A 15,619-nucleotide genomic window follows, 5' to 3' on the forward strand; every position below is an offset into this window, starting at 1 on the left:
CGCTCGCCCCCGGAGGTCAGACCCTCGGCGGGCGGTGCTTCGGCCGGCGCAGACCCGCCTCGGTGAGGCGGCGGACGAGTTCCTTGCTGCCGATCTCCACCGCGCCCGCGCCGACCGCGTCCGCGTAGCGGTGCGAGGGGACGTCGTAGTGGTCCCGTTCGAAGGCGCGGGGCGGGCAGCCGATGGCCGCCGCGAACGCGTGCAGCTCCTCGTACGAGACGTCGCTGATCAGGTGCGACCACATGCGGCCGTGGCCCGGCCAGGTCGGCGGGTCGATGTAGACGGTCACCGGCGCAGGACGGGGCCGAGGCCGCCCACCGCCGCCACTCTCACGCCCGCCTCCGAGCACACCCAGTGCGGGTCGGGTCCGAGTTCCGGCTCCACGTCGAGGGCGTGCGGCTCGCCGTGCGCGCAGACCGGGCACAGCGGCCAGCGCCCGTACTTCTCCAGGAGGGCGTCCTGCACGTCCTGGGCGACGAGTCCGGCAAGGTAGCCGACCCCCTCCGGCCACTGCTCCACCCACCACCGGCGGTGCGTGACCGAGTCCTCGACGAGGGAGACGACATCGGCGTCGGCGACCTCGCCGGCGGCGAGATCGGCGAGAACAAGGGCACGGGCGACGTGCAGCGCCTGCTCCAGGGGGGTCGCGTGGTCCATGGGCCCATTGTGAACCCGTATGGGCGAAGTGGCGAAGGTCCTCTTTCCAAGGGCCACATGGCGCCTTGACGCCCCCCCGGTGCCGAAAATAAATTTCAGAGGTGAGCGAGAATCCGAAGGAAATTTTCAGACGGAGACGTGACACTGCGAGCCCGGCGGCGCCCGAGACGGAGACCGGCCCCCGGACCCGGGCAGCCTCGGCCGAAGGGGGAACCCGGGCCACGGCCCCCGCCCCGCTCACCCCGGCCCCGTCGGCCTCCGCGTTGCGGGCCCGCGTGCGCGGGCTCGCGCCCTCGATGACCCGCTCCATGCAGGCCGTCGCCGAAACCGTCGCCTCCGACCCGGCCGGCTGCTCCCGGCTCACCGTCTCCTCCCTCGCCGCGCGCACCGGCACCAGCGAGGCCACCGTCGTCCGCACCGCCCGCCTCCTGGGCTACCCCGGCTACCGCGACCTGCGGCTCGCGCTCGCCGCGCTCGCCGCGCAGCAGGAGTCCGGCGCCGCCCCCGCCGTCACCGTCGACATAGCCGTCGACGACCCGCTGGCCGACGTCGTCGCCAAACTCGCCCACGAGGAGGCGCAGACCCTCGCCGACACCGCCGCCGGACTCGACCTGACCCAGCTGGCCGCCGCCGTCTCCGCCCTCGCCACCGCCCGCCGCATCGACGTCTACGGCATCGGCGCCTCCGCCCTCGTCGGCCAGGACCTGGCCCAGAAACTGCTGCGCATCGGCCTGGTCGCGCACGCCCACAGCGACCCCCACCTCGCCGTCACCAACGCCGTTCAGCTGCGCCCCGGCGACGTGGCCGTCGCGATCACCCACTCCGGATCCACCGGCGACGTGATCGAGCCGCTCCGTACGGCCTTCGAGCGCGGCGCCACCACCGTCGCCGTCACCGGCCGTCCGAACGCCCCCGTCGCCCACTACGCCGACCTGGTCCTGGTCACCTCCGCCGCCCGCGAGACCCAGCTGCGCCCGGCCGCCATGTCCAGCCGCACCAGCCAGCTCCTCGTCGTCGACTGCCTGTTCGTCGGCGTCGCACAGCAGACGTACGAGACCGCCGCCCCCGCCCTCGCCGCCTCGTACGAGGCCCTCGCCCACCGCCACACCGCCCGCTGAACCGCGCGCTCGCCCGAACGCCTGGAGCCGACCCGTGACCGCGTACGCCGAACTCCGCGCCCAGCTGGAGACGCTGACCACCGAGGCCTTCCGCCCCGAACTCGCCGACATCGACCGGCTGTCCACCCTCGACATCGCCCGCACGATGAACGCCGAGGACGCCACCGTCCCGGCCGCCGTCGCCGCGCAGCTGCCGCGGATCGCCGACGCGATCGACGCGATCGCCGAGCGGATGGCACGCGGCGGCCGGCTGGTCTACGCGGGCGCCGGCACGGCCGGCCGGATGGGCGTCCTGGACGCCAGCGAGTGCCCGCCCACCTTCAACACCGACCCGGCGGACGTCGTCGGCCTCATCGCGGGCGGCCCCTGCGCCATGGTCCGGGCCGTCGAAGGCGCCGAGGACTCCGAGGAGCTGGCCGCCGAGGACCTCACCGCACTGCGGATCGGCCCGGACGACACCGTCATCGGCATCTCCGCCTCCGGCCGCACCCCGTACGCGATCGGCGCCGTCGCGTTCGCCCGTACGCGCGGCGCGCTCACCGTCGGGCTGTCCTGCAACGCGGGCTCCGCGCTCGCCGCGGCCGCCGACCACGGCATCGAGGTCGTCGTCGGTCCCGAACTGCTCACCGGCTCCACCCGGTTGAAGGCGGGCACGGCACAGAAGCTCGTGCTCAACCTCGTCTCGACCATCACCATGATCCGCCTGGGCAAGACCTACGGAAACCTCATGGTCGACATGCGCTCCTCGAACGAGAAGCTGCGCGCCCGCGCCCGCCGCATCGTGGCCCTGGCCACCGGCGCGCCCGACACGGAGATCGAGGCGGCGCTGACCGCCACCGGCGGCGAGGTCAAGCACGCCATCCTCGTCGTCCTCGGCGGCGTCGACGGCCCACGGGCCGCCGAGCTGCTCGCCGCCTCGCAGGGCCACCTCCGCGCGGCCCTCGCCGAGGCCCACGCCCAGACCCGCTGACCCAGACCCGCTGACCCCTCCCCCTACGGCAAGGCGACCCCCACATGTCCACTGACAAGAACCGCGCCACAGCCGCCGCGATCCTTCCTCTGGTCGGCGGCCCGGACAACATCGCTTCCATCGCGCACTGCATGACCCGGCTGCGCATCGGCCTGCTGGACCGCTCGCTGGTCGACGACGGGGCCCTGCGGGCGCTGCCCGCGGTCCTGGGCGTGGTCGAGGACGACACGTACCAGATCGTGCTGGGTCCCGGTACGGTCGCCCGCGTCACCCCGGAGTTCGAGGCGCTGGTCGAGGAAGGCCGCTCCGCCGCCGCCCCGCACCCGGTCACCGCGGACGAACTGGCCGCGCAGGGAGCGGCGTTGAAGGAAGCCCGGAAGGCACGCAACGCGACGCCCTTCAAGCTGCTCCTGCGCCGCATCGCGAACATCTTCGTCCCGCTCATCCCGGCCCTGATCGGGTGCGGCATCATCGCCGGCCTGAACGGCGTCCTGACGAACGCGGGCTGGCTGCCCGGCGTGGTCCCGGCACTGGCCGCCATCGCCTCCGGCTTCATGTCGCTGATCGCCGTCTTCGTCGGCTACAACACCGCCAAGGAGTTCGGCGGTACGCCCGTCCTCGGCGGCGCGGTCGCGGCGATCATCGTCTTCCCCGGCGTCGCGAAGATCACCGCCTTCGGACTGGAACTCAAGCCCGGCCAGGGCGGCGTACTCGGCGCGCTCGCCGCGGCCGTGCTCGCGGTGTACGTGGAGAAGTGGTGCCGTACGTGGGTCCCCGAGGCCCTGGACGTGCTCGTCACCCCCACCCTCACCGTCCTGGTCTCGGGCCTCGTCACGATCTTCGGCCTGATGTTCCTGGCGGGCGAGGCCTCCGCCGCGATCGGTACGTTCGCCAACTGGCTGCTCGCCGGCGGCGGCGCCTTCGCGGGCCTGGTCCTGGGCGGCCTGTTCCTCCCCCTCGTGATGCTGGGCCTGCACCAGGCCCTCATCCCCCTCCACACCACCCTCATCGAACAGTCCGGCTACACGGTTCTGCTGCCCATCCTCGCCATGGCGGGCGCGGGCCAGGTCGGCGCGGCCATCGCCGTCTACTACCGGCTCGCGCGCAACGCCTCGCTGCGCGCCACCATCAAGTCCGCGCTCCCGGCGGGCTTCCTGGGCGTGGGCGAACCGCTGATCTACGGGGTTTCCCTGCCCCTCGGCCGCCCCTTCGTCACCGCGTGCATCGGCGGCGCCGCCGGCGGGGCCTTCGTCGGGCTCTTCCACCAGCTCGGCGTGGCCTTCGGCTCCACCGCCATCGGCCCTTCGGGCTGGGCCCTGTTCCCGCTGCTGAACGGCACGTCGAGGCTGGGCGCCACCCTCGCCATCTACGCGGGCGGCCTGGTCGTCGGCTATGTGGTGGGCTTCCTCGCCACGTACTTCTTCGGCTTCACGCGGCAGATGCTGACGGACCTCAACACCGACCCGCAGCCGGACCCCACGACCAAGCCCACCGACCCGGCGAAGGAACCGGCCCTGGCGTGACGGGACGGGGCCCGCGCCGCCGAGGCGCCGGCGTGTGATCCCGTGCTTCCGCTCCGCGGGCGCGCAATAGGCTGCGCGGCATGGAGATACCCGCCGGGGCGGCAGCCCTCGAAGTCGTCCGCCTCGGCCCCCGCCAGGAGCACCGGTGGGGGCCGATATCCGGCGGCACCTCCGTTGCCGTGTGGACCGGCACCCAGGCCACCGACGCCCTCGCCCTGCTCGAAGCCCTGCCTCCGGGCGAGCGGGGCCGCTGCTTCGTTCCCACCTGGGGCCTCCGCGCGCACGACGCGGAGTTGAACCACCTCTACGACCTGGTCCCCTGCTTCTCCTGCAACATCGTCCTGCTCACCGGCCCGGCCGTCCCCGCGCACCTGGACCGCGGCCACGCCTTCGACGGCGAGAGCCCCGCGGCCACGGCGCTCCTGGCCCGCCTCCGCGCCGCCGAGCAGATCCCCCCGGTCGTACCGGCAGGCCGGATGCGGGATCTGTCCCATCCCGTACTCGCCCTCCCCGACGGGTGGCTGCTGCGGCCCTGGGCCGCGGACGACGCCCCCGCGCTCGTCGAGGCCTGCCTCGACCCGCAGATCCGGCACTGGAACCGGCCCGGCCTGCTCACCCTGGCCGGGGCCGAGGAGCGGATCGCCCGCTGGGAGGCCCGCCGGCAGGCCGAGCAGTCCGTGGTCTGGGCGATCGCCCTCGCCGAAGGCGCCCGCGCCGTCGGCCTGATCGGCCTCGCCGACCTCGATCTCGCGGGCGGCAGCGGCGAGTTCCTCTACTGGCTGCTGCCGGCCGGCCGCGGCAGCCGCGTCATGGTGCCCGCCGTCGGCCGCGTCACCCGCTGGGCCTTCGAAGACCTGGGCCTGCACCGCCTGCGGATCACGCACTCCGTGGCCAACCCGGCCTCCTGCGCCGTCGCCACGAAGGCGGGCTACCCCCTGGAGGGCACCCTGCGCGGCGCCCTCCTCCACGCGGACGGCTGGCACGACGAACACCTCCACGCCCGCCTGCGGACCGACCCCCCGTCGCACGAAACGGCATTCACTGTCGATCGACTCGGCTAGGCCGAACGCGCCGGCTCCACACCGTGTGTGCGACGAGAGCTACGGCGACGACGCAGGCTGCGACGCGAGTCGCGTTCCAGGTCATGGAAAAAACGGGACCCTGGGAGTCCGCCTCTACGTTCAATCGCTGAGTCGCCTCGAAGTAGGCGATCAACGGAACCAGCAGACGGAACGGAAGGCCACCGACTCCGGGCGTTCGCGCTACGTTCCCCACGAGGCCCACAGGCGCACCGAACACGAAAGCCGCTACTCCCCACACGAGGATCTGTCCGCCAGCGGGGTTCACGTCCTTGAAAACGTAGTAGGCGACTACACCGATGGCCAGCCCCAAAGACGCCAGCAATGCCGACTCGACTTTAGATCGCTGGAAATACCCCACCAGCAGCGCAAAGCAGGCCCACGGCCAGCCACTGGAGAAAGCAATACTCACGGCGGCACAAACGGGGTTATCCCATGTTCCGGCGACGGGGCCCGCCAGGCCCAGCAGCAAGCCCGTTCCGAGACACACCATGATCGGCGCAATGCGAGCACGTAAAAAGCGTGTGATTGCTCTTCCCCCCGTCCAGTGGACTGATGCTGCAGATAATACTTGCTGAAATAGGTCACCGTCACACCGCCGGGGTAGGTGGTGCGGTGGGGGGCGGGGTTGCGCCCTTTTCTATCGATCGGGCCTTTTCCAGGAGTTCCGGGTAGGGCGTCTGCGCCATGGAGCCGCGTTCCTGGGAGAGACCGTACCGCTCGATGACCTTTCGGTTCAGGGGCGGCCTGTCGGATTTGAACGTTATCCGCTCGTCCGGCGGGGACACGTCCACAATGACCACAGGCCATACAGGGCGGTCCAACCTCCACACCGTTACGCGCTGCGGGCCGCGGGTCACGTTCAGGATCTCACTGCTGTTCGACATCCCGGTCACGTACTTGTACTTCGGACTGGCCGGATCATCCTTCGTCAAGGATTCTTTGAGCGTCTTCCCCGACACCCTGGACTTCTCGTAGTCCCCGGTCAACTTCATCCTGTCTTTCCTGATCACGTACACCTCGGTCTGAGCGGTGAGAGCCTCGTACTTGTGAGGACTCGGATTCTTTATCTCCACGACCGCATCCTGGGCCACTTCCTCTCCCGGATTCAGCACGTGACCGTCCGGGCTGACGAATTCGCCGTCGTAGATCAATTCGGATTTGTCCGCCTTGTCGACCGCCTTGCTCTTCGCCGGCTCGCCACGGACCCAGTAGGCGCTGCCCAGGACGTACACGGGCACCTCGCCGGCGTTCTTCACGTACAGATGGACCGTCACGTAGAGCTTCGCCGCCCCGGCCTCCAGGTTCGACTCCTTGAACGAGGCCCCCGTCAGGATCAGCGGCGTCGTCACGTAGGGAAGATAGACCTGCGCATACGCCAGGTTCGCACCGGCCAGGAGGGTGGAAATGATCACACCGATGGCAATCTTCCTGGGAATGCGGAGACCTCTCCACGCCTCGCTCTTGAACAGCACGAACAGGGCCACCAGCGACCAGAGGCCGAGGGCTATCCCGATCACCGTGTAATTGGTGAACCTCTCCCCGATCTGCAGCACAAGGAGGGCGACACTGCAGAGGAGGGCTATCACGACTCCGATCAGGACGAGCACGCCCGAATACCGCCACCGCCGCTTGTCCCAGTAGTCGAAGGCGGCCACGATGGACAGCGCCTCCACCACGGCCACGACAAGGATGGTGAGTCCGGCGATCCGTCCGCCGTACGTCAGCGCATCGCCGCTGTCCGACAACCCGATCCGGAACAGCGGCCATGCCGTCACGGCGAGACCGGCGACCATGAACAAGCAGGTGCCTTGCCGCAACCACGCCCGGTCCGGCCAGACGGTGCTGTCCTCACCGAGATAGCTGATCTCGTATCCCGGTGCCACACCGGCACGGTCCAGGATTCTTCGGAGTTCCCTGAGGGATCGGGCCCTGCCCACGCGCTCGCCGTCCACCAGGACCTTCCGCAAGCCGCGTTCATCAGGCGCCCCCACCACTACCTTCGGCGTCTTCGCCATAACTCCAGCCTGCCGCTCGACCGCATGCGGCGCCTCTCGCGCGCCCCCTTGTGCGCCCCCTTCCGACGTGCACCCGCCGCACCACGGAGGGAAGCTGGTCGTGAGACGTGTTGGTGTCACTCGCTCCCGGAGGAGCTCCCATGCGTACCCGAATCCTCGCGTTCACCGCCGCTCTCGTCCTGGCCGCCCTCGGCGCCGCGGTCCCCGTCGCGCAGGCCGCCGTACCGGCCATCCCCGGACCGACGTGCACGGCCGCCAAGGGGACGGTGGAGTACGACTCCTCCACCGGCCAGTGGACGTGCAAAGGCGGCGAGCACGACGGTGAACTCATCACCGAGAAGTGAACTCAGCAGGCCGCCGTACGCAAGAACCGCACCAGGTCATCGGCGCTGTAGCCGAGCTTCGGACCGCGCTCGGCGGCCATCAGCAGCAGCTGGCCCACGAGTTCCGCGCCCCGGCCGTCCGTACCGTCCTGCGACCACTCCCACAGCTTCCCGACACCGAGGTCGGACATGAGCAGCCCGTGCTGCGACCGGATCTCCCGGCAGGTCTCGGCGACGGCGTCCAGCAGCCGCGCACCCGGCCGTTCGCAGCGGAGCCCGAAGTACCCGCCGACGTCCTCGGCCTCGCACCCCTCCGGCGGCCCCGCCCTCAGCCCCTCGTAGCGCGGATCGCCGAACCCGGGATGCTCCCCGACCGGGCAGTGGATCAGCGTGAACCGCTGCCTCCCCGGCGGCGGAGGCGGCATCTCCTCCCGCGCCGCAGGCCGGCGCGCCGGACCGCCACCGCCGAGCGCGGCCTCCAAAGCGCTCAGCTTCCAGCCGAGTTCGAAGGCGAACTCGGCGGCCTGGACCGCGTCCTCGCTCACACCCGCGCCCGCTCGTGCAGTACGGCGGCCAGCCGGAGCGCGGTGTCCACGTTGCAGCGCCCGAGCTCGACCAGCGGGAGGCCGTACGTACCGGCCGCGGAGACGTGGTCCACGTCCAGCGACGGGAAGACCACCCCCACCCCGTCCAGCGCGCCCTTCAGCTGCCGCACGGCCTCCTCGACCGCGAGCATGCGCTCCTTCGCCGTCATCACCATGACATGTCACCTTTTTACTCTGAGTGGTCGGGTTCTGCACTCAGCGTGGCGCCGCCCTGGCTAGCCTTCAAGCAGGCAGATACAGCAACGCGTGCCGTTGTAACAGGAGTTGCCATGCCCGCACCCAAGGACCTCGATCCCTCCTCCTCCCCCCGCGCCCTCCTCGGCGCCGAACTGCGCGTCGCCCGCGAACGCGCGGGCCTCAGCCAGGCGGAACTGGGCGAACCGCTCTTCGTGAGCGGCTCGTACATCGGCCAGATGGAAGCCGGAACCCGCCGCATCACCCTCGAACTCGCCCGGCCGATAGACGAACTGCTCAACACCGGCGGCTTCTTCGTCCGCAACTGCGCGGCGTCGGCCAAGTCCAAGTACCCCGACCACTTCGCTGAGGCCGCCGAGGCCGAGGCGGAGGCGAAGGCCATCCGCGAGTACGCGCCCCTGATCATTCCGGAGCTCCTCCAGACCGAGGCGTACGCCCGCGAGGTCTTCCTCGCATACCAACCGACAGCGATGACCGAGGTCATCGACGACCTGGTCACGAACCGGCTGGCTCGCACGGCCCTCCTCGAAGATCCAACAACACCGCTGTTCTGGGCCGTCCTCGATGAAGCGGTGTTGCGACGGGTGGTCGGCGGCCGGGCGGTGATGGCCGAGGCCATGCGCCACATCGCGACGCTGATCCGAACACGACGGATCATCGTCCAGGTGGTTCCCTTCGCCGCTGGTGCCCACGCCTCCTTGGAGGGCTCGCTCAAGTTGATGTCGTTCGAGGGCGCTCCCCCGCTGGCATATGTACAAGGCCTTGAGACCGGAATGCTGTTGGACGATCCGGCCGCCGTTGCCCGCCACTCACTGACCTACGATCTCCTCACGGCCAGCGCACTGTCGCCCACACAATCACTGGCCTTGATCGAATCCGTGGCGGAGGATTACGCACATGACGAGCGCGCCTGAGTACGACCTCTCGACAGCCACTTGGCACAAGTCCAGCTACAGCGGCGGCAGCGGCGGCGACTGCCTGGAGATGGCCACCTGGCGTAAGTCGACCTACAGCGACGGGAGTGGCGGCAGCTGCCTCGAAGTCGCCGACGGCCACCCCCACCTCGTCCCCGTCCGCGACTCCAAGCAGCCCGAAGGCCCGCACGTGGTGTTCCACGCACGGGCCTGGGCGACCTTCGTCGCGACGCTCTGACGGGTCAGATTCCGCCGGTGAACAGCAGCTGGTTCGGGCTGCCCTTGCTGACGCTGTTCAGGACGTCCTTGGTGGACTCGCTGTCGAGGAACTCGTTGATCTCCGCCGGGTCGGCGGTCGGGTGTGCCTGCTTGTAGAGGGCGGCGACGCCCGCAACGTGCGGGGCGGCCATCGACGTGCCGTCGAGGGCCACGCTGCCGCCGCCGAGCTTCGCCGAGACGATGGCCTGGCCGGGCGCGTAGAGGGACACGCACGGGCCGTAGTTGGAGAAGGAGGTCTCCTCGTCCCACTGGTTGCTCGCCGCGACGGTCAGTACGCGGGCGGCGGACGCGGGCGAGACCTGGCACGCGTCGATCGCGGAGTTGCCCGCCGCGACCACCGGCAGGACACCCGCGTCGGACAGGGCGGTCGCGGCGTTGTTGACCGCGTCCGACCTGTCCCCGCCCAGCGAGCCGTTCAGCACGGCGGGCTGCTTGGCGTTCTTCGCCACCCAGTCCAGGCCCGCGATGATCCCCGACCACGAGCCCCTGCCGTCGCAGCCCAGGACACGGACGCTGACCAGGTTCGCCTTGCGCGCCACACCGTACGTCGCGCCGGCGACCGTGCCCGCGACGTGCGTGCCGTGGCCCTGGCAGTCCTGGCCGTTGCGGCCGTCACCGATCGCGTCGAAGCCGAACGTGGCCCGGCCGCCGAAGTCGGCGTGCTTGTAGTCGATGCCGGTGTCGAGGATGTACGCGGTCACCCCGGCGCCGTTGCCCTGGGTGGTGAAGCTGAAGTCGAGCGGCAGGTTCTTCTGGTCGATCCGGTCCTGGCCCCACGAGTTCGACGGAGCACGCGACGCCCCCGCGGTCGGTACCGGCAGGGCCTGGACCGAGGCGTCCTCCTCCACCTTCTCCACACCCAGGCTGTTGCGGACGAGCGTCAGTTCCGGCGAGGTGAGCGGGACCGCGAATCCGTTCATCGCCGCCGTGTAGACGAACGACGGCTTCAGGCCCAGCTTCCTCGCGACCTTCGCCGCGTCCTGACCCTTCTGCAGGGTCACGATGTACTTGCCGGGCACCGGATTGGGGGCCGTGATCAGCGGGGCCGGGGTCGGCTCCGGGGCGGCGGCGGAGGCCGTGCCGGCCACCGCCGGGGTGACGGTGAGGAGGGCAGCGGTGGCCACACGTGCGAACAGGCGCATGGAGGGAACTTCCTGGGAGGGCGACGATCGGCATGGAGGAGCCGCCCCCGCGAGGACATCGGCCTCAGCGGGTGCGGCCTCCCGTTCCATCGGTGCCACCGGGGCCCGGCTTGAACCGCCGGCCCCGCCCGGCCGAGCGTCCGGCGCACGCGTCAACACGCCTGGTCGCACAAACTGCGGAAAGGGTTATCCCCTTGCGGCGCACCAGCCGGACCCGGACCGAACGGTCCCGGGCCTCCCCGACAAGATCACCCGTACGGTCCGCCCCCACACCGGGGAGCGCACGGCCGGTGCGCCCCCGGTGACCCCGCCACACCCGAGGGAGTCGTTGACCGGCCCCGGCGCACGTGATGGCCTCCCCCCATGCGCACCCGTCTGAGCCGAGCCCTGCCCGTGGCCGTCGCCGTCGCCGCCCTGGCCGCCGTCACCGCCCTGCCCGTCTCCGCGGCCGCGGCCGCGGCCGCCGTGCGCGAGCCCGTCCCGCACGCCGCCCCCGCCGACCACCCGACGTACATCGTCACCGTGCAGCGCGGCGTCGACCCGGCCGTCATCGCGGACGCCTTCGGCATCACGCCCGTCCACGTCTACCGCGAGGTGACGAACGGCTTCGCCGCCCGCCTCTCCCCCGAGCAGGTCGACGCCCTGCGGACGACCGCGGTCGTGGAGTCCGTCGAGGAGGACGGGGGCGCGTCCTCCTTCGGCGTCGCCGTGTGACCGCCGTCCGGCTCCCCTTCGAACCCCTGCCCGACTGCCGATCAGCGCGACCGAGGTGTTCCAGCCGCTGCGGCCGGACGATCCGCACACCGTGGCCGGCTACCGCCTCGCGTCCCGGCTCGGCGCGGGCGGAATGGGCCGCGTCTACCTGTCGCACACCGAGGGCGGCCGTCCGGTGGCCATCAAGGTGGTACGGCCGGAACTGGCCGAGGACCCGGCGTTCCGGCGGCGGTTCCGCCGGGAGGTGGAAGCGGCCCGGCGGATCCGGGGCGCGTCGAAATCCCCGCCCCCGTCGGCATCACCCTCGGCACCGAACCCCTGAAGGACTTCGCCGAGTGAAGCGCGCGGCCAGGGCCGACCTCGCCGAGGCCGCTCAGCGCCGGTACACCCGCAGCTGCGAGACCTCGTACGCGATCTCCGTCACCCCCGGGCCCGGCGATGGGTGGTAGCGGCCGGCCGACACGGACAGGTTCACGATGAGGTACGCCCACCAGGACCGGCCGACGCCCTTGTGGTCGGCGTAGACGCGGGCGCCGTTGACCCACCAGACGACCGAGGTCCTGCCGAACTCGACCTTGAGGTCGACCCAGGCGCCGGGCCGGACCGACGGGTCGCGGTGGTAGCGGTGGGCCTCGCGGACGTGGTTCGACAGCTCCAGCAGGTCCGGGTTGTCGGGGTGGTACTCGAAGACGTCGATCTCCTGGTCGCCGTCCCGCCAGGTCCAGATCGCGGGCCACGCCCCGACCTCCACCGGGAGTTTGACCCGCGCCTCCAGGACGTCGCCAGTGCGCAGCGCGAAGCCCTCCTCGCTGCCCTCGGTGGTGAGCAGGCCGGTGTCCCAGTTGCCGTCGGGACGGGGCGTCGCGCGGAAGACGCCGCTGCGGCTGTAGGCGGGGTCGGCGACGAGGTGGTCGAGCTTGTTGTCGCCCGGGTTGGTGGGGCCGCCGTCGGGATAGGCCCAGGAGCGGCCCGCGACCCACTGGGTCTCGGAGGAGAAGTCGGCGGTGAAGACGAGGGTGCGGGATCGGCGGGGCGAGGGCAGCACCGGTCCGCGGCCGCCCTCACCGCCCGGAGCGAAGCGGCGCGTCAGGCGTCGCAGCCATGCGAGCGTGTCCGTGACCATGGGCTTTTTCTGCCCCCGGGGAAGCAGGCCACACCGAATTTCTCGCACAGAGTAATCATATGAATACGGTCAGCGATCGCCGACCGGTCCGCGCGCCGCCTCGATGAAGGCGCGGATCAGCTCGGGGGACTTCACCCCGCGCTCCCGCTCCACCCCGCTGGAGACGTCCACGCCCCAGGCGCCGGTGGCCTCGACGGCCTCCCGGACGTTGCCGGGGGTGAGCCCGCCCGCGAGCAGCCAGCGCCCCCCGGGCGGGGTGAACTCCGCGGAGCCCCAGTTCCACGGCTTGCCGGAGCCCGGGTCGGGGGCGTCGAGCAGCAGCAGGTCCTCGCCCAGCTCGCCGCAGCGCGCCACGCGTTCGGCGGTGGCCCGGATCAGCGTCCGCCCCGGCGCGCGCAGTTCCTCGTAGTACTCCGGCCCCTCGTCCCCGTGGAGCTGCACGGCACGCACCCCGCTCTCCTCGGTGAGCCGCCGCACCTCGTCGAGCGGCTGCCCGCGGTACACCCCGACGGTGAGCACCCCGGCCGGCACCCGCGCGGCGAGCTCCCGCGCGGTGGCGGCGTCGACGGTACGGGGGCTGCCGGGGGCGAAGACGAACCCGACGGCCTGAGCTCCGGCGCCGACGGCCACGTCGACGTCCTGCGCGGTCCGCAGCCCGCAGATCTTGATGAACGGTTCCGTCATATCGGTAGTGAACCTCAGAATGTCCGGATGGACGACAACGGGGTGGAGATCACCATAGGCGGGCCGGACGCCGGACTCGACGAGCGGCTGAGCAAGGAACTGGACGCCTTCAACCAGGCGGCGACGCCGGGGCAGGAGCAGTCCGAGTTCACCGTACGGATCACGGACGCGGACGGGGCGCTCGTCGCCGGGCTCAGCGGCTGGAGCTGGGGCGACCGCGCCGGCATCGGGATGACCTGGGTGCGGGAGGACAGCAGGGGCGACGGCTGGGGCGGCAAGCTGCTGGCCGCGGCGGAGGCGGAGGCCCGCCGCCGGGGCTGCGCGACCATCCTGGTGTCTTCCTTCACCTTCCAGGCGCCCGCGTTCTACGCCCGGCACGGCTACGTGGAGACGGCCCGCGTCCCCGGTTTCCCGGGCGGCCACGAGGACGTGTACTTCCTGAAGCGGCTCGACTGACCGCATCAGCCTCGCATCGGCCTCGCATCGGCCTCCGACCGGCATCCGACGCCGGAACGCCCGAGGGCGGCACCCCCCGTACCGGGGAGTGCCGCCCTCGTTCGAGAACAGCCGATCAACCAGTGGCCGGAGCCGGGGCCGATCAGAAGTCCATGTCACCGCCCGGCATGCCGCCGCCCGCGGGGGCACCGGCCTTCTCGGGCTTGTCGGCGATGACGGCCTCGGTGGTGAGGAAGAGGGCCGCGATGGACGCCGCGTTCTGCAGGGCGGAACGGGTGACCTTCGCCGGGTCGATGATGCCCTCGGCGATCATGTCGACGTACTCGCCGGTCGCGGCGTTCAGGCCCCAGCCGATCTGCAGGTTGCGGACCTTCTCCACGACGACGCCACCCTCGAGACCACCATTGACGGCGATCTGCTTGAGCGGGGCCTCGAGGGCCAGGCGCACGGCGTTGGCGCCGGTCGCCTCGTCACCGGTCAGCTCGAGCTTCTCGAAGACCGCGGAGGCCTGGAGCAGGGCCACGCCGCCACCGGCGACGATGCCCTCCTCGACGGCCGCCTTCGCGTTGCGAACGGCGTCCTCGATGCGGTGCTTGCGCTCCTTGAGCTCGACCTCGGTCGCGGCGCCGGCCTTGATGACGGCCACGCCGCCGGCCAGCTTCGCGAGGCGCTCCTGGAGCTTCTCGCGGTCGTAGTCCGAGTCGGAGTTCTCGATCTCGGCGCGGATCTGGTTCACGCGACCCTGGACCTGGTCGCTGTCACCGGCACCGTCGACGATGGTGGTCTCGTCCTTGGTGATGACGACCTTGCGGGCGCGGCCGAGCAGGTCGAGACCGGCGTTCTCCAGCTTGAGGCCGACCTCCTCGGAGATGACCGTGCCACCGGTGAGGATGGCGATGTCGCCGAGCATGGCCTTGCGGCGGTCGCCGAAGCCCGGGGCCTTGACGGCGACGGACTTGAAGGTGCCGCGGATCTTGTTGACGACCAGGGTCGACAGGGCCTCGCCCTCGACGTCCTCGGCGATGATCAGCAGCGGCTTGCCGGACTGCATGACCTTCTCCAGGAGCGGCAGCAGGTCCTTGACCGAGCCGATCTTGGAGTTGACGATCAGGATGTACGGGTCGTCGAGCGACGCCTCCATACGCTCCATGTCGGTGGCGAAGTACGCCGAGATGTAGCCCTTGTCGAAGCGCATGCCCTCGGTGAGCTCGAGCTCGAGACCGAAGGTCTGCGACTCCTCGACGGTGATGACGCCTTCCTTGCCGACCTTGTCCATGGCCTCGGCGATGAGCTCGCCGATCTGGGTGTCAGCGGCGGAGATGGAGGCCGTGGAAGCGATCTGCTCCTTGGTCTCGACATCCTTCGCCTGCTCGAGCAGGGCGCCCGAGACGGCCTCGACGGCCTTCTCGATGCCACGCTTGAGGGCCATCGGGTTGGCGCCGGCCGCCACGTTGCGCAGGCCCTCGCGGACGAGCGCCTGGGCGAGCACGGTGGCGGTGGTCGTACCGTCGCCGGCGACGTCGTCCGTCTTCTTGGCGACTTCCTTGACCAGCTCGGCGCCGATCTTCTCGTACGGGTCCTCGAGCTCGATCTCCTTGGCGATGGAAACACCATCGTTGGTGATCGTGGGGGCGCCCCACTTCTTCTCAAGGACGACGTTGCGACCCTTGGGGCCAAGGGTGACCTTGACGGCGTCGGCGAGCTGGTTCATCCCACGCTCGAGACCGCGCCGGGCCTCCTCGTCGAACGCAATGATCTTGGCCATCTGAAGTGGTCCTCCCGGACAGCGGTGGATTGCTCCTGGACCGCGCCCGCGCCC

Annotated in this window: 19 protein-coding genes and 1 pseudogene; 10 read left to right on the forward strand and 10 right to left on the reverse strand. The window is 70.9% G+C overall.

Annotated features, from left to right (window positions below):
* Positions 1-16 precede the first annotated feature (16 nt).
* Positions 17-289 (reverse strand): DUF4031 domain-containing protein, encoded by a 273-nt coding sequence (locus ACZ6I1_RS15775; protein ID WP_469287431.1) that lies wholly within the window; start codon positions 287-289, stop codon positions 17-19.
* Positions 286-657 carry a hypothetical protein gene (locus ACZ6I1_RS15780; RefSeq protein ID WP_469287433.1) on the reverse strand — a complete coding sequence of 124 codons (372 nt, stop codon included), beginning with the start codon at positions 655-657 and terminating at the stop codon, positions 286-288. Before ACZ6I1_RS15780 ends, ACZ6I1_RS15775 begins: the two co-directional genes overlap by 4 nt.
* A 263-nt stretch (positions 658-920) precedes the next feature.
* Between ACZ6I1_RS15780 and ACZ6I1_RS15785 the strand changes: the two genes are divergently transcribed.
* The 4 genes from ACZ6I1_RS15785 to ACZ6I1_RS15800 all read left to right on the forward strand — a co-directional run bounded on the left by ACZ6I1_RS15785 (position 921) and on the right by ACZ6I1_RS15800 (position 5,329).
* Entirely contained in the window at positions 921-1,775 is an 855-nt protein-coding gene (locus ACZ6I1_RS15785; RefSeq protein WP_469287641.1) for a MurR/RpiR family transcriptional regulator, read from the forward strand.
* A 34-nt stretch (positions 1,776-1,809) separates the two neighbouring features.
* A complete protein-coding gene (gene murQ / locus ACZ6I1_RS15790) occupies positions 1,810-2,745 on the forward strand; it encodes an N-acetylmuramic acid 6-phosphate etherase (protein ID WP_469287435.1) in 936 nt (311 codons plus the stop codon).
* A 44-nt stretch (positions 2,746-2,789) separates the two neighbouring features.
* Entirely contained in the window at positions 2,790-4,268 is a 1,479-nt protein-coding gene (locus ACZ6I1_RS15795; protein WP_469287437.1) for a PTS transporter subunit EIIC, read from the forward strand.
* Between the two features lie 80 nt (positions 4,269-4,348).
* Entirely contained in the window at positions 4,349-5,329 is a 981-nt protein-coding gene (locus tag ACZ6I1_RS15800) for a GNAT family N-acetyltransferase (RefSeq protein ID WP_469287439.1), read from the forward strand.
* On the opposite strand, the gene ACZ6I1_RS15805 is transcribed toward ACZ6I1_RS15800, so the two are convergent.
* Both ACZ6I1_RS15805 and ACZ6I1_RS15810 read right to left on the reverse strand, forming a co-directional pair.
* Positions 5,307-5,876 (reverse strand): DUF6518 family protein, encoded by a 570-nt coding sequence (locus ACZ6I1_RS15805; protein WP_469287643.1) that lies wholly within the window; start codon positions 5,874-5,876, stop codon positions 5,307-5,309. The genes ACZ6I1_RS15800 and ACZ6I1_RS15805 overlap by 23 nt on opposite strands.
* Before the next feature lie 61 nt (positions 5,877-5,937).
* On the reverse strand, positions 5,938-7,365 hold the full coding sequence (locus ACZ6I1_RS15810) for a hypothetical protein (protein ID WP_469287441.1): 1,428 nt from the start codon (positions 7,363-7,365) through the stop codon (positions 5,938-5,940).
* A gap of 140 nt (positions 7,366-7,505) precedes the next feature.
* Here ACZ6I1_RS15810 and ACZ6I1_RS15815 point away from each other — a divergent pair, with 140 nt between their 5' ends.
* A complete protein-coding gene (locus ACZ6I1_RS15815) occupies positions 7,506-7,709 on the forward strand; it encodes a hypothetical protein (protein WP_469287443.1) in 204 nt (67 codons plus the stop codon).
* Positions 7,710-7,711: 2 nt separating this feature from the next.
* Here ACZ6I1_RS15815 and ACZ6I1_RS15820 read toward each other — a convergent pair whose 3' ends face one another.
* Positions 7,712-8,233 (reverse strand): amidase, encoded by a 522-nt coding sequence (locus ACZ6I1_RS15820; RefSeq protein ID WP_469287445.1) that lies wholly within the window; start codon positions 8,231-8,233, stop codon positions 7,712-7,714.
* Positions 8,230-8,448, reverse strand: coding sequence for a hypothetical protein (locus ACZ6I1_RS15825; RefSeq protein ID WP_469287447.1), 219 nt, complete (start codon positions 8,446-8,448; stop codon positions 8,230-8,232). Before ACZ6I1_RS15825 ends, ACZ6I1_RS15820 begins: the two co-directional genes overlap by 4 nt.
* Before the next feature lie 114 nt (positions 8,449-8,562).
* Here ACZ6I1_RS15825 and ACZ6I1_RS15830 point away from each other — a divergent pair, with 114 nt between their 5' ends.
* Both ACZ6I1_RS15830 and ACZ6I1_RS15835 read left to right on the forward strand, forming a co-directional pair.
* Positions 8,563-9,402: a helix-turn-helix domain-containing protein gene (locus ACZ6I1_RS15830; protein WP_469287449.1), complete on the forward strand. Its 840-nt coding sequence runs from the start codon at positions 8,563-8,565 to the stop codon at positions 9,400-9,402.
* On the forward strand, positions 9,386-9,640 hold the full coding sequence (locus tag ACZ6I1_RS15835; RefSeq protein WP_469287450.1) for a DUF397 domain-containing protein: 255 nt from the start codon (positions 9,386-9,388) through the stop codon (positions 9,638-9,640). The genes ACZ6I1_RS15830 and ACZ6I1_RS15835 overlap by 17 nt, the downstream gene beginning before the upstream one ends.
* Before the next feature lie 4 nt (positions 9,641-9,644).
* Here the strand turns inward: ACZ6I1_RS15835 and ACZ6I1_RS15840 are convergent, their stop codons facing one another.
* Positions 9,645-10,823: a S8 family peptidase gene (locus ACZ6I1_RS15840; RefSeq protein WP_469287452.1), complete on the reverse strand. Its 1,179-nt coding sequence runs from the start codon at positions 10,821-10,823 to the stop codon at positions 9,645-9,647.
* A gap of 363 nt (positions 10,824-11,186) precedes the next feature.
* On the opposite strand from ACZ6I1_RS15840, the gene ACZ6I1_RS15845 reads away from it, so the two are divergent.
* Together ACZ6I1_RS15845 and ACZ6I1_RS15850 are read left to right on the forward strand one after the other, a co-directional pair.
* On the forward strand, positions 11,187-11,537 hold the full coding sequence (locus ACZ6I1_RS15845; protein WP_469287455.1) for a protease inhibitor I9 family protein: 351 nt from the start codon (positions 11,187-11,189) through the stop codon (positions 11,535-11,537).
* A gap of 40 nt (positions 11,538-11,577) precedes the next feature.
* Positions 11,578-11,811: pseudogene (locus tag ACZ6I1_RS15850) on the forward strand (serine/threonine-protein kinase); the annotation flags it as partial.
* A gap of 99 nt (positions 11,812-11,910) precedes the next feature.
* On the opposite strand, the gene ACZ6I1_RS15855 reads toward ACZ6I1_RS15850, so the two are convergent.
* Positions 11,911-12,660, reverse strand: coding sequence for a beta-glucanase (locus ACZ6I1_RS15855; RefSeq protein WP_469287456.1), 750 nt, complete (start codon positions 12,658-12,660; stop codon positions 11,911-11,913).
* A gap of 69 nt (positions 12,661-12,729) precedes the next feature.
* The gene (locus ACZ6I1_RS15860) at positions 12,730-13,344 is read right to left on the reverse strand and encodes a phosphoribosylanthranilate isomerase (RefSeq protein ID WP_469287458.1); all 615 of its coding nucleotides are present in this window, start codon (positions 13,342-13,344) and stop codon (positions 12,730-12,732) included.
* A gap of 27 nt (positions 13,345-13,371) precedes the next feature.
* Here ACZ6I1_RS15860 and ACZ6I1_RS15865 point away from each other — a divergent pair, with 27 nt between their 5' ends.
* The gene (locus ACZ6I1_RS15865) at positions 13,372-13,800 is read left to right on the forward strand and encodes a GNAT family N-acetyltransferase (RefSeq protein ID WP_469287460.1); all 429 of its coding nucleotides are present in this window, start codon (positions 13,372-13,374) and stop codon (positions 13,798-13,800) included.
* Between the two features lie 142 nt (positions 13,801-13,942).
* On the opposite strand, the gene groL is transcribed toward ACZ6I1_RS15865, so the two are convergent.
* Complete coding sequence (gene groL, locus ACZ6I1_RS15870; protein ID WP_069921331.1) at positions 13,943-15,565, reverse strand: chaperonin GroEL; 1,623 nt, start codon at positions 15,563-15,565, stop codon at positions 13,943-13,945.
* Positions 15,566-15,619: the final 54 nt, after the last annotated feature.

The organism is Streptomyces sp. NPDC046303 (genome assembly GCF_055588085.1).